A 21,131-nucleotide genomic window follows, 5' to 3' on the forward strand; every position below is an offset into this window, starting at 1 on the left:
GCAGCGCTCTCAGATAGGGTCCCAGCCGATCACGTCGGGCGAGCGCTCCAGCTTGAAGAAGCTGTTGCGCATGGCCGGCATCGCGACCTCGCCGATGGCTTCCGGCGTCCAGCCTTCGCTCATGTGCACCGAGCGCACCGGGCGCGAATGGCTCATCAGCAGGATCTCGTTCGCACGCACGGCGAAGATCTGGCCACTGACCTCACGCGCGGCATCGCTGGCCAGGAACACCGCCATGGGCGCGATCTTGCCGGCTTCCATCTTCTGCAGCTTGGCCACGCGCGCCTTTTCTTCCGGCGTCTCGGACGGGATCGAGCTGGTCATGCGGCTCCATGCGAACGGCGCGATGCAGTTCGAACGCACGTTGAAGCGCTGCATGTCCAGCGCGATCGACTTCGACAGGGCGACAATCCCGAGCTTGGCGGCCGAATAGTTGGCCTGGCCCAGGTTGCCGATCAGGCCCGAGGTGGAAGTCATGTGGACATAGGCGCCGCCTTCCTGGTCCTTGAAGTAATTGGCCGCCGCACGGCTCACGAAGAAGGTGCCGTGCAGGTGCACGTCGATGACCGCGCGCCATTCTTCTTCGTTCATCTTGAAGAACATGCGGTCGCGCAGGTTGCCGGCGTTGTTGACCACGGCGTCGATGCGCCCAAAATTGTCGAGCGCGCACTGGACGATCTTGTGGGCACCGTTCCAGCTCGACACGCTGTCGGTGTTCGCCACGGCCTGCCCGCCGGCGGCGCGGATTTCTTCGGCCACGCGCTGCGCGGGGCCGGCATCGGCGCCATCGCCGGACATCGACACGCCCAGGTCGTTGACCACGACCCTGGCCCCGGCGGCCGCCATCGCCAGCGCGATCCCGCGGCCGATGCCGCCGCCTGCGCCCGTGACCAGTACTACCTTGTCCTGCATCGTTGCACTCATGTTCCTGCTCCTGTGGTCTGGTTTGGCCGGCGGCGGGATGCCGCCCGCATGGCGTTCATTGCGCCTCGATCCTTGCCTTCGTGATGACGTCGGTCCAGAGCGCCAGGTCTTGCCGCAGGCGCTCGGTGAATTGGGCCGGGCTGCTGATGCTGGGGGCATAGCCGGCACGCGCCAGGCTCTGCCGGAAGGCGGCGTTGCTGCCCAGCTCGCGGTTCGCCGCCACTAGCCGGTCCACCACCGCCGGCGGCAGGCCCGGCGGGCCGATCAGGCCAAACCAGCCGCTGACGTCGAAGCCCTTGATCCCGGACTCGGCAACGGTAGGCACGCCGGGCAGGGCAGCGTTGCGCACCGGCGAGGTCACGGCCAGCGCGCGCAGCTTGCCGCCCTGCACGTATCCGATCGCGGTGCCCGTGACGTCGAACATGAAGCCGATCTTGCCGCCGATCAGGTCGGTGACGGCCGGGGAATTGCCCTTGTACGGCACATGGAGGAAGCGCACGCCGCTGCGCTGGGCCAGCAGTTCGGCCGCCAGGTGATTCGATGCGCCAACGCCCGCCGAACCGAAGGCCAGCCCCTCGGGATGCGCCTTCGCATAGCCGACCAGGTCGTTCACGCTGTGCAGCGGGGAATCGTTCGCGACCAGCAGCACGTTGGTATAGGTATTGAGCAGGCCCACGAGCGTGAAGTCCTGCAGCGGCTTGTAGGTGGCTGTCTTCTGCACCAGCGGCGCCATGGTCAGCGTCGGGCTGCCGACGAAGAACAGCGTGTAGCCGTCCGGGCTTGCCTTGGCGGTGAGCGCCGCGGCAATGGCACCGCCGGCGCCGGCGCGGTTGTCGACCACGACCGGCTGTCCCAGCGCAGTGCCGAGATGCTGCGCATAGACCCGCGCCGCGCTGTCGACGGGGCCGCCCGCCGCGTAGCCGACGATGAGCCTGACCGGCCGCGACGGGTAGTTGTCAGATGCGCCGGCAAGGCTTGCCAGCGCACCCAGCACGCCGGCGACGATCCATCTTTTCATGCTTGTCTCCCTGGTTTTCCGCGCTGCGCGGAGGGCAGCGTGGCGGTTCATGGCTTGCTTTCGGCAGGGCGTTAGGCCACCACACGCTGCGCCTTCAGCGCCCGGATCCGGTCTTCGGCAAGGCCGATCCCGCCCAGGATCTCGTCGGTGTGCTCGCCCAGCAGGGGGGCGCGGCGCCGCACGGCGCCCGGGGTATCGCTCAGCTTGATCGGCACCCCGGCGATCTTCACCGGGGTGGCCGAGCCCGGTTGCTCGACATCCACCAGCATTTCGCGGACCGCGTAGTGCCTGTCCGCGAAGATTTCGGCGGACGTGTAGACCGGACCGAACGGCACCTTGCCGCCCAGTGCTTCGGCGATTTCCTCCTTGCTGCGTACCGCGGTGAAGGCCTCGATGGCGTCGATCACCAGCTGCTGGTGCCGCACGCGCGCAGCGTTGGTGGCGAAGGCGGGGTCCTGCGCCAGCTCCGGGCGGCCGATGGCGTCGGCCAGCTTTTCCCAGAAGGCGTCGGTCGCGCAGGCAATCGACACATGGCCATCGCGCGCGCGGAACAGTCCGAACGGGCACAGCAGCGGGTGGCGGTTGCCCTCCGGCGCGGGCACCGCACCGGTGTAGGAGGTCTGGTAGACGATGCGCTCGCACATGGCCAGCACCGCGTCGGTCATGGCGACGTCGACGAACTGGCCCTGGCCGGTCGCGCGCGCGCGGCTCACCGCGGCCAGGATGCCGATGCACAGCATCAGCGCCGGCACGGTGTCGCCCACGCCGGGACCGATCTTGGTCGGCGTGTCGCGGTCGGGACCCGTGATGCCCATCATCCCGCCCATGGCCTGCGAGACCACGTCATACGCCGGCCACTGCGCATACGGGCTTGCGCCGCTGCGCGGGTCGCCGAAGCCGCGCACGGTGCCGTAGACCAGGCGCGGGTTGGTCTCGCGCAGGGTTTCGTAGGAAAGGCCCAGGCGCTCCATCACGCCGGCGCGGAAGTTCTCCACCACCACGTCGGCGTCGTCGATCAGCCTGCGCAGGATCTCGCGCCCGGTGCCGGTCTTCAGGTCCAGCGCGATCGAGCGCTTGTTGCGGTTGACGCTCTGGAAATAGCCGCCGAAGTCCTTCAGCGTGTCGTCGGCGCGGAACGGGCCGGTGACGCGCGTGCCGTCGCCGGTCATGGCCTCGACCTTGATCACGTCGGCGCCATGGTCGGCCAGGATCTGCGTGCAGAACGGGCCGGCCAGCATCTGGGTGAGGTCGACCACGCGCAGGCCGGCGAGGGCGCCGGTGGATTTGCAGTGGGACGGGGCGTGGGACGGGGCGTGAGGCTGCATGGTTGACTCCAACATTGGCTGGTCAGGCGGCATCGCCGGCCATCCACGCGTGCAGGCGCGGATACAGGTCCGATGCCGGCTGCGTGTCCAGGGTTTCGACGAAATCCCACAGCGCCTGCGCCGGCTGCGTGCCAAGCAGGGCCTCGACCTTGCCGCGCAGCCTGGTGGCGCGGGTGGCGTAGGGCATCGGATCGCCGAGTTCGACGCTGCAGCTCAGCGACGCGCCGGAGGTCGTCACGACGGTGGCCCGGCAGGCGGTATCGGCAACGGCCGGGTCGGGGCGGATCCCGACGCGACGCGCCAGTTCCATCAGTGCCGGAACCCGACAGCTGGCATCGGAGAACGACGCGAGCGCGGCCGTGTCGACACCGGCCAGCACCATCGCGGCCGTCAGCGACAGGCTAAACTTCGCTTCCAGCCCCGTTGCCGGCTCGGCAATACAGCAGACCGGCAGCCACTGCGGTGCGATGGCCAGCGTGATCGCGCCGATGTCCCGCGCCTGCAGTCCGTGGCGGGCGCGCAAGGTCTTCAGCGCTTCCAGCGCCGGGTGGGTGCCGTGGCAGCAGGCGTGGAACTTGTGCTGGACGTCGACAAAGCGGAACGTTTCGGGCAGGCCGGCGAACGGATCGTCCATGCAACCTTGCCCGGCGCCATGCGTCGCGGCAAACCCGGCGGCGCATTCGATCGCATCAGGCCGCGCGACAAAGCCCAGCGACGCCAGCGTGGCGGCTTCTACGCCGGTCGACGCTGCCATGCCCGCGTGGAATGGCTTGGCCATGGTGCCGAACTGGCACTTCAGGCCGGACGCGCGCGTCGCGGCGAGGCCCAGGGCATGGGCGGCCTGCTTCGCGTCGAGGCCAAGCAGGCGCGCCGCTGCCGCCGCGGCGCCAAAGGCCCCGGAGGTGGCGGTCTGGTGGAAACCGGCGTTGTAGTGCGCCCGGCCCAGCCAGCCGCCGACGCGGCAGGTCACCTCGACCCCGGTCAGGAAGGCCTCCAGCAGCGCGCGGCCACTGGCCTGCCGCTGTTCGGCCACCGCCAGCGCGGCCGGCATCACGGCCACGCTCGGGTGGCCGACAAAATCGAAGTGCGTGTCGTCGTAGTCGAGCGCATGCGCGGTTGCCCCGTTGAGCAGCGCGGCGGCTCGGGCGGGAATGCGCTGCGCCAGGCCGAAGGCGCTGGCCTGCGGTGCGCCGGCCTCGCTGCGCACCATTTCGCGCACGGTCCGGCTGACCGGTTCCTGCGCGCCGGCGATCGCCACGGCCAGGCAGTCATAGATGGACAGCCGGGCGATTGCGAGCGCGTCCGCGGAAAACCGCAGTGAATCGTCAACCGCCAGGCTGGCGGCACGCGCGGTGATACCGGCGGGGGGCGAGGTGGCTTGCGTCATGGCTTGCCCCCGGCTCAGGCGGCGACCTTGCCCAGCATCGCATCGGAGATGATGCGCATCTGGATCTCGGACGTGCCCTCGAAGATCTTGGTCAGGCGCGCGTCGCGCCAGTAGCGCTCGGCCGCGAAATGCGTGGTGTAGCCCGCGCCGCCGTGGATCTGCAGGCCTTCGCTGGTCACGCGTTCGCACATCTCGCTGGCGAACAGCTTGACCATCGACGCCTCGGTGTCGGCGCGCATGCCTTCGTCGATCTTCTCGCACACGGCGTAGAGCAGAGCGCGCGAAGCCTCGATCTGGGTCGCCATATCGGCCAGCTTGAAGCGGATCGCCTGGAAGTTGCCGATGGGCGAGCCGAACTGGGCGCGGTCCTTCGCGTACTGGATCGAATCCTCCAGACTGCCCTGTGCCAGGCCGATGGAGCGCGCGGCCGTATGGGCACGCGCCGTTTCGAGTCCGGCCGTGGCCAGATAGAACGCCTTGCCTTCCTCGCCGACCATCTTCGAATGCGGCACGCGGCAGCCGTCGAAGGCCAGTTCCCAGGTGGTCCAGCCGTGGTAGCCGATCTTGGGAATGATGCTGCCCTTGACGCCTTCTGGCAGTTCTCCGCGCGGCTTCTCGACCATGAAGGCGGACAGGCCCTTGTGGCGTGCCTTGGGGTCGACCTCCGGATCGGTGCGGCAGATCACGAGGATGAAGTCGGCCTCGTCGGCAAACGTGCACCAGTACTTGCTGCCGGTGATGACCCAGTCGTCGCCGTCACGGACAGCGCGGCAGGAGATGTTGGCCACGTCGGAGCCGGCATTGGGTTCGGACAGCGAGAACGCACCGAGAAATTCGCCACGCGCCATGCGCGGCAGGTACTCGGCCTTCTTCTCGGGCGACAGGCCCTTGAGCGCGCCGATCAGGCCGTTGCCGCGGGCGATCAGGCTGCCCACGCTCATCCAGCCACGCGAAAGCTGCTCGGCCACCAGGCAGTACTCGTAGGCGCCCAGGCCCAGGCCGCCGTACTCCTCGGGAATCAGGATGCCGAAGTAGCCGAGTTCGGCCATCTCGTCGATCAGCTCGCGCGGGATCTGGCCCTTCTCCGGGTCCAGCTTGTTGGCGATGGGCAGCACGCGTTCCATCGTGAACTGGCGCGCGGCCTCCTGGATCATGCGCCGCTCTTCGGTCAGTTTTTGCACCTTGCACTCCTGGCGGTAGCCTGTGATTCGCTTGGATGGCGATGTTTATGTACGTACATAGTAAGGGGAAAGTCCGGGTGGGTGGCAAGCCTTATCGCCGATACCCACCCAAATCGGGTGGGGTTTTTCCGGCGGTTTCTTCGCCATAGCGGTCAGACTTCTGGTTGATTCCAGTTGACAGGCCGAATCTGACGAATCAATATGTACGGACATAAAGACGCAATGGCGGGTCGATGCGAAAGCGCGACGACCCGCGCCAGAGGGACAAGGAAACGGATATGAAGAAGGACCGCAGCGGCAACTATTTCGAGGACTTCCGCGTCGGCATGCGGATCAGCCATGCCACGCCGCGCACGCTGACCGAGGGCGACCGCAGCCTGTATATCGGGCTGACCGGCAGCCGCGCGGCGCTGTGCACGGCCGAGACCAATGCCCGGCAGCTCGGCTTCGAGCACCGGCCGCTGGAAGACCTGCTGGTGTTCAACACCGCGTTCGGCAAGACCGTGCCGGATATCTCGCTCAATGCCGTGGCGAACCTCGGTTACGCGGAAGTGCGCTTCATTTCGCACGTGTATCCGGGCGATACGCTGGCCGTCGACACCGAAGTCATCGGCCTGAAGGAGAACTCCAGCCGCAAGAGCGGGGTGGTCTACGTGCGCTCCACCGCCCGCAACCAGCATGGCCGCGAGGTGCTGAGCTGGGTGCGCTGGGTGATGGTGCACAAGCGCGACCACGGCGCCGCCTGCGGCGAGGCGATGGTGCCTGCCACCGAGGCGGCGGTGCCGGCCGAGCGCCTGCGCCGCAGCGACTACACGGCGCGCGTGCGCGAGATCACCGCCATGACGGGCTTTGACGACCTGTGGGAGGACTACGCCGTGGGCGAGCGCATCGACCACCCGGGCGCGATGACGATCAATGACAGCGACCACAGCCTGGCCACGCGCCTGTACCAGAACACGGCGCGCGCGCACTTCGACGGCCATGCCATGGCGGCGAACGGCGGCCAGCGCCTGGTCTACGGCGGCCACATCATCTCGGTATGCCGCGCGCTGGCCTATGACGGGCTGGAAAACGGCCTGTCGATGCTGGCCATCAACGGCGGCAGCCATGTGAACCCGAGCCATGCCGGCGACACCATCGCCTGTGCCACCCAGGTGCTGGACAAAGTCGACCTGGGCCAGGATCACGTCGGCGGCCTGCGCCTGCGCATGATCGGCGTGAAGAACGCCGGCGCCGCGTCCATTGCCTTCCCGGAGCCGGGCGAAGGCCGGCCGGCGCACCCGTCCAACGTGGTGCTCGACCTCGACTACACCATCGCCATGCCGAAACGCCAGCGCTAAGCCCCGCGCGTGGGCAGCCCCATTGCATCCAACCATTCAGCGAGACCAGACATGACCACCGCAACACATCCGAACGACGCGCTCTTTGCCGGCGAAAAGGCATTTCCCGTGCTGGCCGCGTGCGAACACTTCGCCGGCAGCGAGAAGCTGATCGGCAAGGCCATGGACCTGCAGGTCGAATACGGCCCGGTCTTCGACGTGACCTGCGACTGCGAGGACGGCGCCGCCGCCGGCCAGGAGCGCGAGCACGCCGAAATGGTGGCGCGCATGATCGCCTCCGACCGCAACCGCTTCGACCGCGCCGGCGCGCGCATCCATGACCCGTCGCATCCGGCCTGGCGCCAGGACGTGGACATCATCGTGGGCAGCGCCGGCAGCCGCCTGGCCTATATCACCGTGCCCAAGGCCACCAACAGCGGGCAGGTCGCCGAGGTGATCCGCTACATCGGCGACGCTGCCAAGAAGGCCGGCCTGGACAAGCCCGTGCCGGTCCATGTGCTGATCGAGACCCACGGCGCGCTGCGCGACGTGTTCCAGATCGCCGAGCTGCCGAACATCGAAGTGCTCGACTTCGGCCTGATGGACTTCGTCAGCGGCCACCACGGCGCGATCCCGGCCGCCGCCATGCGCAGCCCGGGCCAGTTCGAACACGCGCTGCTGGCGCGCGCCAAGGCCGACATGGTCGCGGCGGCGCTGGCCAACGGCATCGTGCCCGCGCACAACGTGTGCCTGAACCTGAAGGATGCCGACGTGATCGCCGGCGACGCGCGCCGCGCACGCAATGAATTCGGCTTCCTGCGCATGTGGAGCATCTACCCGGCGCAGATCCAGCCGATCGTCAACGCCATGCGCCCGGACTTCACCGAAGTCGAAGACGCCGCCGGCATCCTGGTGGCGGCGCAGGACGCGGACTGGGGCCCGATCCAGTACAAGGGCGAACTGCACGACCGCGCCACCTACCGCTATTTCTGGGAGGTGCTGCAGAAGGCGAAGGTCACCGGCATGGCGCTGCCCGCCGAGGCGGAGCGACGCTTTTTCGCAAACTGATTCGCGAACCGATTCGCGAAAGACAGAGGAGGAGGGCGCGGCAGCAGCATCGTAAAATGCGCGCACTCTCCGACTTTCCGCACCGCCTGCCGCCATGACCGCGACCCTGAAGGACAGCAAGACCGATACGCCGGGCGCGCCCACCCGATATGCCGAACTCGCCAGCATGCTGGTGAAGGACATCGTGGAAGGGCGCCGCGTGGTGGGCAGCCTGCTGCCGACGGAGCATGAACTGGCCGAGCAGCACGGCGTGAGCCGCCACACCGTGCGCGCCTCGCTGCGCATGCTGCAGGACCTGGGCTATATCTCGCGCAAGAAGGCCGTCGGCACCATTGTCGAGACCGCCAACCCGAACGCGGCCTACACGCAGTCTTTCGGCACCGCCGAAGACCTGGTGCGCGTGGCGGCGACCGAGGTGCGCGCGATCGATGACGTGCGCGATGTCACGCTGGACCGCGCGCTGGCGCGCCGGCTCGAAGCGCCGGTGGGCAGCGCGTGGGTGCTGCTCAGCGGCACCCGCGTGGACGCGCGCAAGGGCAGCACGCCGGTGGCGCAGGCCGATATCTATATCGATGCGTCGCTGGCGGGGCTGGTCGAGGCCATCCGCAGCCATCCCCAGACCCTGGTCAGCGCGCTGATCGAGCGCGAACGCGCGACCGCCATTGCCGAGATCCGGCAGGTGGTCACCGCCACCCTGATCGAGGCGCCGCTGGCCGCGCAGCTCGGCGTGCCGGCCGGATCGGCGGGGTTGCGGCTGATCCGCCACTACAAGGACGGCTCCGGCAAGATCCTGGAGATCACCGACACCATCTATCCGGCCGATCGCGTGTCGGTGGCGTTCCAGCTCAAGCGCAGCCGGGGGGCTGCACTGGGGCTGTAACGCGATCAAGCGATCAAGCGATCACGCGATCACGCTATCCGGCCAGCGCCCGCGCGGCTTCGGCAATACGCTCCGCCAGCCGGCTGGCAACGGGCTGGCGGCTGTGGGGCGCACGCTCGACCAGGCCGACTTCGCGATAGAAGGTGTCCGCGCCCAGCGGCAGCGCCACGACGCCCGGCGGCCATTGCGTCGTGGCAAACGTGCGCGGCGACAGCCCGACGCCCAGCCCGCGCGCCACGAGCTGCGCGATTCCTTCCAGTTCATCGAGTTCGATCGCTTCCTGCACCGCCACGCGGTGCTGGCGCAGGAACTGGTCGACCAGCCGGCCCCCGAACGAGCCGCGGTCGTAGCGGATGAACGGTGCCGACTCGATGGCTTCACGCCAGTGGCGGGCGGCCATGGCGGCCGGCACCAGCAGCTCAAAGGGCTCGCGCAGCAGCGGACGCCAGTCCAGTTCGGCCGGCAACGCATAGGGCGGGCGGATCAGCACCGCGATATCGACATCGCCGGCATCGACCTGGCCCAGCAGGCTGAGCGAGACGCCCGGCACCATGCGCACGCGGCAGCCCGGCAGATCGGCACGGAAGCGGGCAATGGCATCGGGCAGGAATGTCACCTGCGCCGACGCAATCGCGCCGATGCGCACCATGCCGCCTTGCGCATCGGGCCCCTGGTGGCCGATGCGTTCATACAGCGCGACCAGCTCCTCGGCCAGCGCCAGCGTGTCCCGCCCGGCCGCGTTGAGCCGGGCCGAGCGCCCGGTGCGGTCGAACAGCGGAAAGCCCAGCTCCTCTTCCAGCCGGTGGATCTGCGCGCTGACGGCCGACTGGGTCAGGCCAATCCGGGCGCCAGCGCCGGCAAAGGTACCCTGGCGGGCGACGGCGATAAAGGTGCGTAGCTCTCGCAGCATGCCGATTGATCGAATTTGATGTTGCTCAGCGTGAAAATATATCGCTTTTCATCATCAGTCGTCATGCATAGACTTGGCCCCTGTGGATGCGGGCCCGTCGCCGGGCCAGCGTCATCGCCACGTTCCCCAATCCTCGAGAGCCCCCACCATGAGCGCACCCGCCGCCGTCCTGCCCCCGTTCCACCTGGCCTTCCCGGTCCACAACCTTGCCAGCGCGCGCGAGTTCTATGGCGAATTGCTTGGCTGCCCCGAAGGCCGCAGCTCGGACGCGTGGATCGACTTCAACTTCTACGGCCACCAGATCGTGGCGCACCTGGCGCCCGATGAATGCGGCCACCACGGCACCAGCGCCGTGGACGGCCATGCCGTGCCCGTGCGCCACTTCGGCGCGGTGCTGTCGATGGAAGCCTGGCAAGCCGCGGCCGACCGGCTCCGCGCGGCCGGCGTGGAATTCGTCATCGAGCCGCATATCCGCTTCAAGGGCGAGGTGGGCGAGCAGGCCACCATGTTCTTCCTGGACCCGTCGGGCAATGCGCTGGAACTGAAGGCGTTTGCCGACATGTCCTCGCTGTTCGCCAAGTAAGCTGGCAGCGGCGGGACGCCCTCAGGAGGCGATCCCGCTTTCGTCCACCAGCCGGTCACGCACGAAGCTCAGGAAGGTGCGCACGCCATCGGGCAAGGTACGTCCGGACAGCGTTTGCAGTTCGATGGCACGGCTTTTCATGCCGCGCTCGCGGATGGCCGCGGCGTGCAGTTCGCCGCGGCGCAGGCGGTCGCCAACCGTAACGCCGCCCGAGATCGACAGCCCGCCGCCGTGCAGCACGAAGCTGGTCAGGGTCTCGAACTGGTTGCTGACCAGCACCGGCTCGAACGCCATGCCGCGTTCGCTGCAGGCAATGTCGAAGAGCTGGCGCACGGTGTTGTCGCTTTCCGGCAGTGCCAGCGGATATGGCTGCATCTGTGCCAGCGTGATGCTGCGAAACCGCGCCAGCGGATGATCGGGCCGCATGATCGCGATCACGGGCGCCGCCTGGCGGTGTTCCACGCGGATGCCTTGCTCGGCGGCCCGGCTGTAGGTGATGCCGATATCGGCATCGCCATGCAGCACGATGCCCGTGACCTCGGCCGGCGGCGCCACGCGCACATGGAAATGCAGCCCCGGGTAGCGCTCGCGGAACTCGGCAATGGCGCGCGGCAGGAATTCGATGGCGAAACCCGCCGAGCTGGCCACCCGCACGCGCCCGCGCCGCAGCCCCTGCAGCGCGGCAATCTCCGTCACCACCCGATCGGCCTCCAGCGCATTGCGCAGCGCATAGGCGGCCAGCAGTTCGCCCGCGGCGCTGGCCACCATGCCGCGCGGCCGGCGGTCGAACAGCGGCACGCCCAGCAATCCTTCGAGTGCCGCCACCTGGCGGCTGACCGCGGACACCGTGACATTGAGCCGCTGCGCTGCCTCGGTCAGCGACCCGGTGCGGACGACTTCCAGGAAATAGCGCAGCGAGGTGTCCTGCAGGCGGTGCGACAGCATCGGTCGGGGCTCCGTGTGGCTGGGGTCGGGGTATGCGTGGAGGTTTGCGTTTTCCGCAAGGGTATTTGAAAAAATCATCGATTGTGGGAAACCCATGCCGCCCCTATGCTCTTTCCTGACACGACAGAAGAGAGGAGACAGGCTTCCATGAACGCGACAATGGGCACTCCCGCGGGCACCCCCGCCAGCACCCCGACCGATTCCATCCTCGAGCTCGACGCCGTTGGCCTGTCACGGGCCATCCATGCGCGCGAGGTGTCGTGCGTGGAGGTGCTCGACGCCTGCCTGGCGCAGATCGACCGCCATAACCCTCGCGTCAATGCCATCGTGGCGCCGGTCGACCGGGACCGTCTGCGCAAGGACGCGGCCGACCTTGACGGCGAACTCGCCCGGGGCGCCAGCCGCGGCCCCTTGCATGGCTTTCCGCAGGCCCCCAAGGACATCATGCCGGCCGCCGGCATGATCACCACCAAGGGCTCGCCGATCTTCGCCGGGCAGGTCAGCCAGGCCGATGCCGTGATCTTCGAGCGCATGCGCGCCGGCGGCGCGCTCTTCGTCGGCCGCACCAACTCGCCCGAGTTCGGCCTGGGCGGCCACACCTACAACCCGGTCTATGGCACCACCCGCAACGCCTGGGACCCGGCGCGCTCGGCCGGGGGCAGCAGCGGCGGGGCGGCCGTGGCCGTGGCGCTGCGCATGCTGCCGGTGGCCGATGGCTCCGACATGATGGGATCGCTGCGCACGCCGGCCGCGTTCAACCATGTCTATGGCCTGCGCACCTCGTTCGGCTGCGTGCCGCACGGGCCCACCGAGGAGGTCTTCTTCCAGCAGTTCAGCGTGGCCGGGCCGATGGCGCGTAACGTGCCAGACCTGGCGTTATTGCTGTCGGTGCAGGCCGGTTTCGATGCGCGCCTGCCGCTGACGCGCCGTGCCGAGGCCCCGGGCAGCTTCGTCCTGCCGCCGGAGAGAGACTGGACCGGCGTTCGCATCGGCTGGCTCGGCGACCTCGGCGGCCATCTGCCGACCGACGCCGGCCTGCTTGACACGTGCGTCATGGCGCTCGGTCACCTGCGTGCGCTCGGCTGCACGATCGACGCCGCACTGCCGGACTTTGACCTGGAACGCCTGTGGCAGGCATGGATCGACCTGCGCAGCTTCGCCGTCGCGGGCGCCAACCACGCGCTCTACCGCGATCCCGCCAGGCGCGCCCAGCTCAAGCCGGAGGCCGTCTGGGAGATCGAACGCGGGCTGGCCCTGTCGGGTCCACGTGTGTACGAGGCCATGAGCGTGCGCAGCGCGTGGTACCAGGCACTGCGCGTGCTGTTCGAGCGCTTCGACTACCTGGTCATGCCGGCGGCGCAGGTCTTCCCGTTCGATGCCGGGCTGGACTGGCCGCACGCCATCGACGGCCGCGACATGGACACCTATCACCGCTGGATGCAGGCCGTGGTGCCGGCGACGATGGCGGGCCTGCCCGCACTGGCCGCGCCGGCGGGCTTCGGCCGGGAGGGGCTGCCAGCCGGCATCCAGATCATCGGACCCGCGCAAGCCGATGCCGCGGTGCTGCAACTCGGCCATGCCTACGACCAGGCGGGCGGTTTCTCGGGCGTGCGCAGCCCCTGGCTGGCGTAGGCACCGGATCATCGCCTTTGTCCCGCGGGCGCCGGACCGCCCGCATGGCTTCGCTTATCTCTCGCTTTCCCCTCGCTTTCCCCTCGCTTTCCCCCGTTTCCCCAAAAGCCGCAGGCAGGAGTCGAACCGATGACCGCAACGCCCACGAAACCTTTCCTTGCATGCGCCGGCCTGGCCGCTGCGCTGGCTGCCGCGCTGACGACTGCGCCGGCCGCGGCGCAGGGACCGTCCTGGCCGGACCACCCGATCCGGCTGGTGGTGCCCTTTGCGGCCGGCGGGGCGACCGACGTGCTGGGCCGCTTGCTGGCGGTCGGCCTTGGCGAAAAGCTCGGCCAGACCGTGGTCGTGGAAAACAAGCCCGGCGCCAGCACGGTCATCGGCGCCACGCAGGTGGCCAAGGCCACGCCGGACGGTTACACGCTGCTGCTCGCCGCCAGCACCACGCTGACACTGAACCCGGCGATCCGGCACAACCTGGCGTACGACCCGCTCAAGAGCTTTGCGCCGCTGGGACTGGTGGCGGACATGAGCCTGGTGCTGGTGGCCAACCCCGAGATCCGCGTCAATTCGCTGAAGGACCTCGTGGCGCAGGCAAAGGCGAATCCGGACAAGTTCTCCTATGGCTCCTTTGGCGCGGGCTCGTCGGTCCATTTCGGCGGCGAGATGCTGAAGTCGGCCACCGGCGCGCGCATGGTCCATGTGCCGTTCAATGGCAGCGCGCCCAGCCTGACCGCGCTGGCCGGCGGCCAGGTCCAGGTCGCGGTGGACACCGTGGTCGCGAGCCTGCCGTTGATCAAGGGCGGCAAGATCAAGCCGCTGGCGGTGCTGTCGGCACAGCGCCTGCCCGCCTTGCCGCAAGTGCCCACGGTGGCAGAAAGCGGCTACCCGGGCTTCCAGATGGGCACGTGGTTCGCGTTGATGGCGCCGGCTGGCCTGCCTGCGCCGGTGCAGCAGAAGCTGGAGAAGGCACTGGCGGAAGTGGCCAGCGCGCCGGCGACCCGGGCCCGCATGGTCGAGTTGGGCCTGACACCGGCCTATGGCAATGGCGCGGCAGTCAGGGCGCGCGTCGAAAAGGAACTGCCCGAGATGCGGGCGGTAGCGGCGCGGGCGGACATTCGCGCGGAGTAGGGCAGGACAGCCCCCGGGCCTGGGCCGGTCAGCTTCCTGCACTTTGCTGACCGGTCCCGCGCGGCGCGCAGCCTCTCCGGAGCCGCCCAGGCCAGCGGTTCCCGCCATGGGTCCGGCCGCGGAATCGATTTGAAGTCCGGCGCAATTCGCCTACTCTGCAGACTCAGGCACGACAGGGAGTGCATGCGCCGCCTCCTCGCACCATTTGCGCGGGCGAGACCGGCCTGTATTGCCGATCGTCTGGCAAAAAGGAGCCGGCAATGGATGCAGTCAGGGTGCTGTTCGAAACCCAGCCCTTGTTCACCTTGCTTCTCACGGTTGCACTGGGCTACGTGGTCGGCGAAATCAATATCAAGGGTGTTTCGCTCGGTTCCGGAGCCGTTCTGTTCGTCGGACTGGCCATCGGTGGCTTTGCCCCCAAGGCGGCGCCACCCGCGCTGGTCGGGACCCTCGGCCTGCTCCTGTTCCTCTATGGCATCGGCATCCAGTACGGCGCCCAGTTTTTCGACGGCCTGACCAGTACCAGGGGGCTGAAGGCCAACGCCGCGGCCGTCCTGGGCGTTCTCGGCGCTGGCATCGTGTCGCTGGCGCTGGTGCCGATGTTCGGCCTGAAGCTCGATGAGTCGCTGGGGATCTTCGCCGGCGCCGGGACCAGTACGGCGACCTTGCAGGCAGTCATCGCGGCCATGAAGGGCGACGGCGCCGCGGTTGGCTACAGCGTGGCCTATCCCTTTGGGGTCGCGGGGCCGATCCTGCTCCTTTATGTGCTGGGTGCGGCGCTGAAGGCGAAGATCGAGGCGCCGGCGGCAAAGGTCATCGAGATGGCCGAGATTTCCCTGCGCAATCCCGCGCTCATCGGGCTCAGGTTCTCCCAGCTGAAGGTGCAATTGCCAGCGGGCCTGACCATTGCCGCGGTACGTCGGGAGCACCACAACCAGCTACCGGAAGAAGACCTTGTCCTGCGCATGGACGATGTCCTGCTCGCGACCTCCACCGACCCGGCACGGCTTCGCGAAGCCGCTGCCCTGCTGGGAGAGTTGCAGCCCGGCCGGATGAGCAGTCATCGGGAGGATCTCGACTATGTCCGGGTGTTTGCCTCAAGCCGCGCGGTGGTCGGGCTTGCGCTGCGCGACATCCGCTTTCCCGATGGCATCGCCAGCTCGATCGTCCAGGTGCGCAGGGGCGACGCCGACATGCTGCCCAGCCCCGAGCTCATCCTCGAAGTAGGGGATCGGGTCGGGCTGCTCGCGAATCGTGCCCATCTCAAGGCGTTGCGTCAGTTATTTGGCGATTCCATCAAGGGCACCGCCGAGCTGAGCTTCATTTCGATTGGCATCGGCGCGGCAGCGGGCCTGTTGGCGGGCATGATCCCGCTGCCGATACCGGGCGTCGGCAAGCTGACCCTCGGGCTGGCCGCCTTGCTGCTGATCGCGCTCTGTCTCGGCAAGATCCGCCGTTCCGGCCCGTTCGTCTGGACCATGCCGCTTTCGGCCAATCTGGTGTTGAGGAATTTCGGGCTCACCATCTTCCTGGCACAGGTGGGCATATCATCGGGGCCCAAGTTCTTCGCGACGATCGCCACGACCGGGGCTTCGTTCCTGCTCTACAGCCTGCTGGTTGTCCTGGCACTTGTGCTGGTCACGGCACTGGTCTGCCTGTGGATCTTCAGGATGCCCTTCGATGTGGCCGCGGGCGTCATCTGCGGAGCGACAGGGAATCCGGCGATCCTGGCCTTTGCCAATCGCGTAGCGCCCACGGAGCAGCCGGACATCGGCTACGCCATGATCTTTCCTTCGATGACGATCGCCAAGATCCTGTTCGTGGAGATCGCCATGGCCCTGGCCCGCGGGTAGGCCCGCCAGGCGTTTCCGCACGAAGCCCAGGCCCGCACCTTTCCCGGGAGACAAGCGATGAAAGTCGCCGTATTCAGCGCCAAGCCCTACGACCGCGAGTATCTGCATGCCGCCAATGTTGCCGAGGGCCATCAGCTCGACTTCTTCGATGTCCCGCTGGATACCGACACGGTCGGCCTGGCCGCCGGGCATGGCGCCGTCTGCATCTTCGTGAACGATGTCGCGGATGCCGCCGTGCTCAATGAACTCAGGGCTGGCGGAACGTCGCTGGTCGCCCTGCGCTGCACCGGATTCAACAACGTCGATCTTGGTGCCGCCGCCAGTCTCGGCATGAAGGTGGTCCGCGTCGTGACCTACTCGCCCAATTCGGTGGCGGAGCATGCCGTGGCCTTGCTGCTGGCCGTCAACCGCAAGATCCACCGCGCCTACAACCGCACCCGGGACTTCAATTTTTCCCTCGATGGCCTGATGGGGTTTGACTTTTGCGGCAAGACCGTCGCCGTGGTCGGAACTGGCAAGATCGGCCGCGTGTTTGCCCGCATCATGCTTGGTTTCGGCTGCGAAGTGATCGGCTATGACGCGTTTCCCACGCCCGAATTCGAGGCCCTGGGCGGCCGCTACGCCCAGCCCGGCGAGATCGGCGCCAGCGCAGACATCATTTCCCTGCACTGTCCGCTGACGCCGCAGACGTACCACATCATCGACGCCGATGCGCTCGCACGCGCAAAGCCGGGTGCGCTGCTCGTCAACACCAGCCGTGGCGGGCTGCTCGATACCGAGGCCGCGATCGATGCGCTGCAGAACCGGCAGCTCGGTGGACTGGCCCTGGATGTGTACGAGCAGGAAGCCGACCTGTTCTTCCGCGATCTGTCGAGCACCATCGTCGCCGACGACGTGATGCAGCGGCTGGTCTCGTTTCCCAACGTGATCGTGACCGGGCATCAGGCCTTCCTCACGCGCGAAGCCGTGTCCACGATCTGCCAGACGACCTTGCGCAGCGTGACCGAATTCGAGTCCGGCCTGGCGTTGACCAACGAAATCAAGGCCTGACCTCAACGCTGGGCGCAACACGCAAAGGCAGTGGCACGGATTCGCTGCCGATGGGGAGATTGCCGGTGCTGTCGGCTCAGATGGCGGGCAAGCCAGTCTTCACGACGGCGCGGCCGGATTCAGCACGAAGTTGTAGTCGAGCGTGTAGAAGGGCACGGCGCTTTCGCCGCCGTCCGGCGTGCGGCCCGCCTCGTGACGGATCCAATCCGCCACCAGCGACGAACGCACGCCGAATACCGCGTCCGAATCGAGGTACTCGCTGCCGTTGCGGAACACGTGCGTCACCAGCGTCTCGTAGCCCGGCGCCGAGATCATGAAATGCAGGTGGGCAGGGCGCCACGGATGCCGACCCATGGCGTCGAGCATGCGGCCGACCGGGCCGTCATGCGGGATCGGATAGCACTCGGCCACGATCGACCGGAAGCGGAAGTGGCCGGCTTCATCGGCCTTCAGCGTGCCGCGGCCCTGCGCGCTGGTGCGGTCCGGGTTCTGCACGTCGTAGAAGCCGTCGGCGTCAGCCTGCCAGACTTCGATCTTCGCGCCCGGCACGGGCTCGCCCGTGATGCTCCGCACCTGGCCGCTGACGTAGCAAGGTTCGCCGCGCATGCCGTTGCCGACATCGTCGCCAAGCGCATACTCGGGCGCGTCGTCCACGTAGAAGGGGCCGAACACCGTCGCCTCGGTGCAGCCGCGCGGCTTCCGGTGGTTCTGGGCCGTCACCAGCGTGGACAAGCCCAGCGTGTCGGACAACAGGATGAATTCCTGCCGGCTGGGGTTGCAGGTGTGGCCGACCTCGGTCAGAAACTGGATGCCCGCGGCCCATTCTTCCTCGGTGAGCCTGATCTCGCGCGCAAAGGCGTGCAGGTGCCGGATCAGGCTGGTCATGACCTCCTTGAGACGAAGGTCCTTCATATCGGCATTGCGTGCCAGCACCGCCTGGGTGATGGTCTCTTCGTCGAGATTGCGCATCGTGCTGGCTCCTGGAGAAAGCTGCAGGCCTCATGCCTTCGCGGACAGCCACCTCATGCGCGCTGTCCCAGGACGGCACGCCTGAACACAAGCAGGCGTGCGACGAGTCGCTGGCATACGTCACCACGCTGGTTCGTCGTTTCGCTTTGCACGGTGACGATGCCACGGTCGGGTTTGGACCCGGAGGGCACAACGCTCAGGACCGTACTGACCACGCGCAGGACGTCACCAGGCCGGGTAGGGCGCGGCCATGCGATCTCGCCACCCGTGCCGATGATGCCGCCGGCCAATGGCAGGCTGCGCACCAGCAGATTCATCGTGATGGCCGCCGTGTGCCAGCCGCTTGCCGCGAGCCCGCCGAAGAAGGTCCCGCGCGCGGTGTCGTCATCCAGGTGGAACGGCTGCGGGTCGAACTCGCGCGCGAACGCCTGGATCTGCGCCGCATCGACTGTGTACTCGGGGCTTTGGTACACCATGCCTTCGGACAGGTCTTCCAGGTAGACCTTATCGGCCGTCATACCACTGTCGTGGGCCATCGCATTGCTCCTGTGCCGAACAATTCGCTTCACGATTTGCCACGCATCGAGACATGCAATGCCGTGCGTCGCTGACCTGAATCAGGTTACGACCACCCTTCATACCTTGCAAGCACGCACTCGTATTCAGCATGTGCGGGAGGCCTTTGAGCATGGCGCTGGCAGGCTGACTTCACTGCTTGCCCGAGTACTGAAGCAGGGCGGCCGTATTGGCGCGGGCACATTCTGCCCGGGACACTTTTCCGTGGTGGCCGGCCCCGATTACCTATTCACTTTTTCGTTGCGAGAGCAACCACACCATCGTGCTCACAGCCTTGACCTGCGATCTCGAATTGGTTTTCGAGAGGATGGCCCGAACCTGGGTCCGGACCGTATTGGGCGAGATTCCCCTGGCATCCGCATAATCCTCCGGGGCGGTGCCTTCTATCAGCGCCTCGGCCACCGCGGCCTCCGCGGGAGTCAGTCCGAAGGCCCGCTGCAACTGGCTTGCGGTAACCAGCGGGCTGCCTGCGCGGCGCCGGACCGTGATCAGGATCGCGGACGTGTTGAAAGGATTTGGCGACTGGCAGGGGTTTTTCGCAATGCTCAGGAACAATTCATGATGCGTGCCGGACGGAGCCTGCAGCGCAAGGCTTTCGCCGCGTCGCGATTTTGCCACCCGAAGGATGGCCGAGTGCAGGGCATCATGATCTGCGCTGTTCGTCGCAGCCAGCCTGCCGTGCTTGATCTTGAGCGAGGAACCAGCGCGCAGGAGCGCCTCCCCGGCCTGGTTGGCGTAAGCGACACGCCCCTCCTTGTCCAGCCCGAAAACCGCGAGCCCCAGCTGCTCCATCAATTCGTTTCCGAGCGCGGCGTCCTGGTGAAGCACCTTGGCATCCTGCCAGAGGTTGATGGCCCGGTGCAGGTGTGGAATCAGGCTGGTGGCCGTCTCCCGGTCACGGTCGGAAAAGGGCGGACGCCCCGAGGCGCGCAGCAGGCCCAGCAGGGTTTCGCTGCTGCCCGGCCTGGTCAGGCGTGCCCCCATGAGATAGCGTAGTCCGGCGGTCGGGAGCTGGTAGTCCTGGTAAAACTCGCTTCGCTCGACGTCACGGTCGCTGATGTAGTCCTGGCAAGCCACAAGCGTGCCTTCCGGCGCGCGTGCAACCAGATCCCGGCGCGGATCGAGAATGGCGTAGTACCGCTCATAAGTGGCGATAATCGGTTCCCAATTAAAGCCGGCGGAATAAACGGAAAATCGCGGGCAATTGTTTGCCGCATCCCAGCTGAACATGTGGAACATGTTTGCGCCGACGGCCTCCGTAGTGCTTTGCAGCACCTCCAGGAAATCATCTTGCCGGATGGCGGACTCGTAGAGATCCCCAATCAACTGATCCTTCACCATGCCCGCTCCCCAAACGGAATGAACGACCAACCGGCTTTCTCGGTCGTGGCTCGTAGATCTGCCGGAAAGGTAGCCAGTCAAGCAATGACTACCCGTTATTTGCCGTGGCGAGAGTAACATTTGTGCGCTCCGGCCGGGAGAGCGCGTGTCGAGCATAAGGGATTCTTCTAATCAGCCAGTTTCTGCTTGGACCGGAGTTTATGGTCTAAAGACTCGGGAAATGGCCCGTTGAAGACAGGGGCCTTGGAGAATGGCTTGCGGTATGTCCCGCGAGCCCGTCTATGGCAAAAGGGAGAAGTGAGGACGGAAGAGTCTGGAAATACAAGGTTGGCTGGCGGCTCCACCATTTAACATAAGGCTTATTATGCGTGTCTAATCGAATTTTTAAGTTGCTTCAGAAATCGGTGTTATGTAACGCGTCAAGCCCCCGCGCCGGGGGGTAAAAATGCGTGGCAACAGATGTGTGGCGACGTCCAAGCGAAGCTTGCCTCGCACATCAGAGGGGTTGACGCATCAAGCCGACCATCAGATGGTGTCGACCTGCCTAATGATCGCCATCATGCTTAAGCCAACCATCCTTGCCCTGGCTATTGCCGCCTCTCCATTAGCCCAAGCCGCCAAGTGCCGCAATCAAGGGAAAATTCTCTACACCCAGGATCAATACTGCCCGGCCGGCTACACCGACATTACCTCCGGCTCTGGTGGATCTGTCTCGACCGTCGGAAAGTCAGCAAGCGTACAGCAGCAAGAACAACAGTTTCTAGCTGGTCGAGCGGCTGATAGCCAGCACTACGAGGCGCAAATCGCACGGCAACAGCAGCAAGAATATGCCGCCGCCAACAACCAGCGCAGCTTATGCCAGTCCATAGATGGGCAACTTCGTTCCACCGAAATCAATATGCGCCAGATCAACGCGTGGCAGGAGATGGACCGCCTTAAACAGAACCACAAGTTGCTCCGAGACCAGCAGTTTCAACTTGGGTGTCATCGGTAAGGAAGTCAAAAGATGGCTTACATGGAGGGCTGTTCTGCGAGAGGATCT

At 66.8% G+C, this 21,131-nt stretch carries 19 protein-coding genes; 9 read left to right on the forward strand and 10 right to left on the reverse strand.

Annotation, left to right across the window (positions count from 1 at the left end):
- Positions 1-9: 9 nt before the first annotated feature.
- The 5 genes from KHO22_RS06250 to KHO22_RS06270 form a co-directional block, all read right to left on the reverse strand.
- Positions 10-924, reverse strand: a complete 915-nt coding sequence (locus tag KHO22_RS06250) for an SDR family NAD(P)-dependent oxidoreductase (RefSeq protein WP_211946254.1) — start codon at positions 922-924, stop codon at positions 10-12.
- Positions 925-979: 55 nt separating this feature from the next.
- Positions 980-1,942, reverse strand: a complete 963-nt coding sequence (locus KHO22_RS06255; protein WP_211946255.1) for a Bug family tripartite tricarboxylate transporter substrate binding protein — start codon at positions 1,940-1,942, stop codon at positions 980-982.
- A 71-nt stretch (positions 1,943-2,013) separates the two neighbouring features.
- Positions 2,014-3,267: a CaiB/BaiF CoA transferase family protein gene (locus KHO22_RS06260; protein ID WP_211946256.1), complete on the reverse strand. Its 1,254-nt coding sequence runs from the start codon at positions 3,265-3,267 to the stop codon at positions 2,014-2,016.
- Between the two features lie 22 nt (positions 3,268-3,289).
- Positions 3,290-4,654 carry an MmgE/PrpD family protein gene (locus KHO22_RS06265; protein WP_211946257.1) on the reverse strand — a complete coding sequence of 455 codons (1,365 nt, stop codon included), beginning with the start codon at positions 4,652-4,654 and terminating at the stop codon, positions 3,290-3,292.
- A gap of 14 nt (positions 4,655-4,668) precedes the next feature.
- On the reverse strand, positions 4,669-5,835 hold the full coding sequence (locus KHO22_RS06270) for an acyl-CoA dehydrogenase family protein (RefSeq protein ID WP_211946258.1): 1,167 nt from the start codon (positions 5,833-5,835) through the stop codon (positions 4,669-4,671).
- Positions 5,836-6,113: 278 nt separating this feature from the next.
- On the opposite strand from KHO22_RS06270, the gene KHO22_RS06275 reads away from it, so the two are divergent.
- From KHO22_RS06275 to KHO22_RS06285, 3 genes are all read left to right on the forward strand, one after another.
- The gene (locus KHO22_RS06275; RefSeq protein WP_211946259.1) at positions 6,114-7,175 is read left to right on the forward strand and encodes a MaoC family dehydratase; all 1,062 of its coding nucleotides are present in this window, start codon (positions 6,114-6,116) and stop codon (positions 7,173-7,175) included.
- Between the two features lie 51 nt (positions 7,176-7,226).
- Positions 7,227-8,222, forward strand: a complete 996-nt coding sequence (locus KHO22_RS06280) for an HpcH/HpaI aldolase/citrate lyase family protein (protein WP_211946260.1) — start codon at positions 7,227-7,229, stop codon at positions 8,220-8,222.
- A 94-nt stretch (positions 8,223-8,316) separates the two neighbouring features.
- Positions 8,317-9,102 carry a GntR family transcriptional regulator gene (locus tag KHO22_RS06285; protein WP_211946261.1) on the forward strand — a complete coding sequence of 262 codons (786 nt, stop codon included), beginning with the start codon at positions 8,317-8,319 and terminating at the stop codon, positions 9,100-9,102.
- Positions 9,103-9,136: 34 nt separating this feature from the next.
- Here KHO22_RS06285 and KHO22_RS06290 read toward each other — a convergent pair whose 3' ends face one another.
- Positions 9,137-10,012, reverse strand: a complete 876-nt coding sequence (locus tag KHO22_RS06290) for a LysR family transcriptional regulator (RefSeq protein ID WP_211946262.1) — start codon at positions 10,010-10,012, stop codon at positions 9,137-9,139.
- A gap of 148 nt (positions 10,013-10,160) precedes the next feature.
- On the opposite strand from KHO22_RS06290, the gene KHO22_RS06295 reads away from it, so the two are divergent.
- On the forward strand, positions 10,161-10,595 hold the full coding sequence (locus KHO22_RS06295) for a VOC family protein (RefSeq protein WP_211946263.1): 435 nt from the start codon (positions 10,161-10,163) through the stop codon (positions 10,593-10,595).
- Positions 10,596-10,616: 21 nt separating this feature from the next.
- On the opposite strand, the gene KHO22_RS06300 is transcribed toward KHO22_RS06295, so the two are convergent.
- Positions 10,617-11,540 (reverse strand): LysR family transcriptional regulator, encoded by a 924-nt coding sequence (locus KHO22_RS06300; RefSeq protein ID WP_211946264.1) that lies wholly within the window; start codon positions 11,538-11,540, stop codon positions 10,617-10,619.
- A 159-nt stretch (positions 11,541-11,699) separates the two neighbouring features.
- On the opposite strand from KHO22_RS06300, the gene KHO22_RS06305 reads away from it, so the two are divergent.
- The 4 genes from KHO22_RS06305 to KHO22_RS06320 all read left to right on the forward strand — a co-directional run bounded on the left by KHO22_RS06305 (position 11,700) and on the right by KHO22_RS06320 (position 17,203).
- Positions 11,700-13,172: an amidase gene (locus tag KHO22_RS06305; protein ID WP_211946548.1), complete on the forward strand. Its 1,473-nt coding sequence runs from the start codon at positions 11,700-11,702 to the stop codon at positions 13,170-13,172.
- 129 nt (positions 13,173-13,301) lie between these two features.
- Positions 13,302-14,300, forward strand: a complete 999-nt coding sequence (locus tag KHO22_RS06310; protein WP_211946265.1) for a Bug family tripartite tricarboxylate transporter substrate binding protein — start codon at positions 13,302-13,304, stop codon at positions 14,298-14,300.
- 260 nt (positions 14,301-14,560) lie between these two features.
- Positions 14,561-16,153 carry an aspartate:alanine exchanger family transporter gene (locus tag KHO22_RS06315; protein ID WP_211946549.1) on the forward strand — a complete coding sequence of 531 codons (1,593 nt, stop codon included), beginning with the start codon at positions 14,561-14,563 and terminating at the stop codon, positions 16,151-16,153.
- Between the two features lie 57 nt (positions 16,154-16,210).
- The gene (locus tag KHO22_RS06320; protein WP_211946266.1) at positions 16,211-17,203 is read left to right on the forward strand and encodes a 2-hydroxyacid dehydrogenase; all 993 of its coding nucleotides are present in this window, start codon (positions 16,211-16,213) and stop codon (positions 17,201-17,203) included.
- A 99-nt stretch (positions 17,204-17,302) separates the two neighbouring features.
- Here KHO22_RS06320 and KHO22_RS06325 read toward each other — a convergent pair whose 3' ends face one another.
- The 3 genes from KHO22_RS06325 to KHO22_RS06335 form a co-directional block, all read right to left on the reverse strand.
- Positions 17,303-18,172 (reverse strand): intradiol ring-cleavage dioxygenase, encoded by an 870-nt coding sequence (locus KHO22_RS06325; protein ID WP_211946267.1) that lies wholly within the window; start codon positions 18,170-18,172, stop codon positions 17,303-17,305.
- A gap of 53 nt (positions 18,173-18,225) precedes the next feature.
- Complete coding sequence (locus KHO22_RS06330; RefSeq protein WP_230426753.1) at positions 18,226-18,690, reverse strand: MaoC family dehydratase; 465 nt, start codon at positions 18,688-18,690, stop codon at positions 18,226-18,228.
- A gap of 283 nt (positions 18,691-18,973) precedes the next feature.
- Positions 18,974-20,089, reverse strand: a complete 1,116-nt coding sequence (locus tag KHO22_RS06335) for a helix-turn-helix transcriptional regulator (RefSeq protein WP_211946269.1) — start codon at positions 20,087-20,089, stop codon at positions 18,974-18,976.
- 547 nt (positions 20,090-20,636) lie between these two features.
- Between KHO22_RS06335 and KHO22_RS06340 the strand changes: the two genes are divergently transcribed.
- Positions 20,637-21,083, forward strand: coding sequence for a hypothetical protein (locus tag KHO22_RS06340; protein ID WP_211946270.1), 447 nt, complete (start codon positions 20,637-20,639; stop codon positions 21,081-21,083).
- Positions 21,084-21,131 lie beyond the last annotated feature (48 nt).

It is taken from the genome of Cupriavidus yeoncheonensis, from assembly GCF_905397275.1.
GTDB classification, from domain to species: Bacteria; Pseudomonadota; Gammaproteobacteria; order Burkholderiales; family Burkholderiaceae; genus Cupriavidus; species Cupriavidus yeoncheonensis.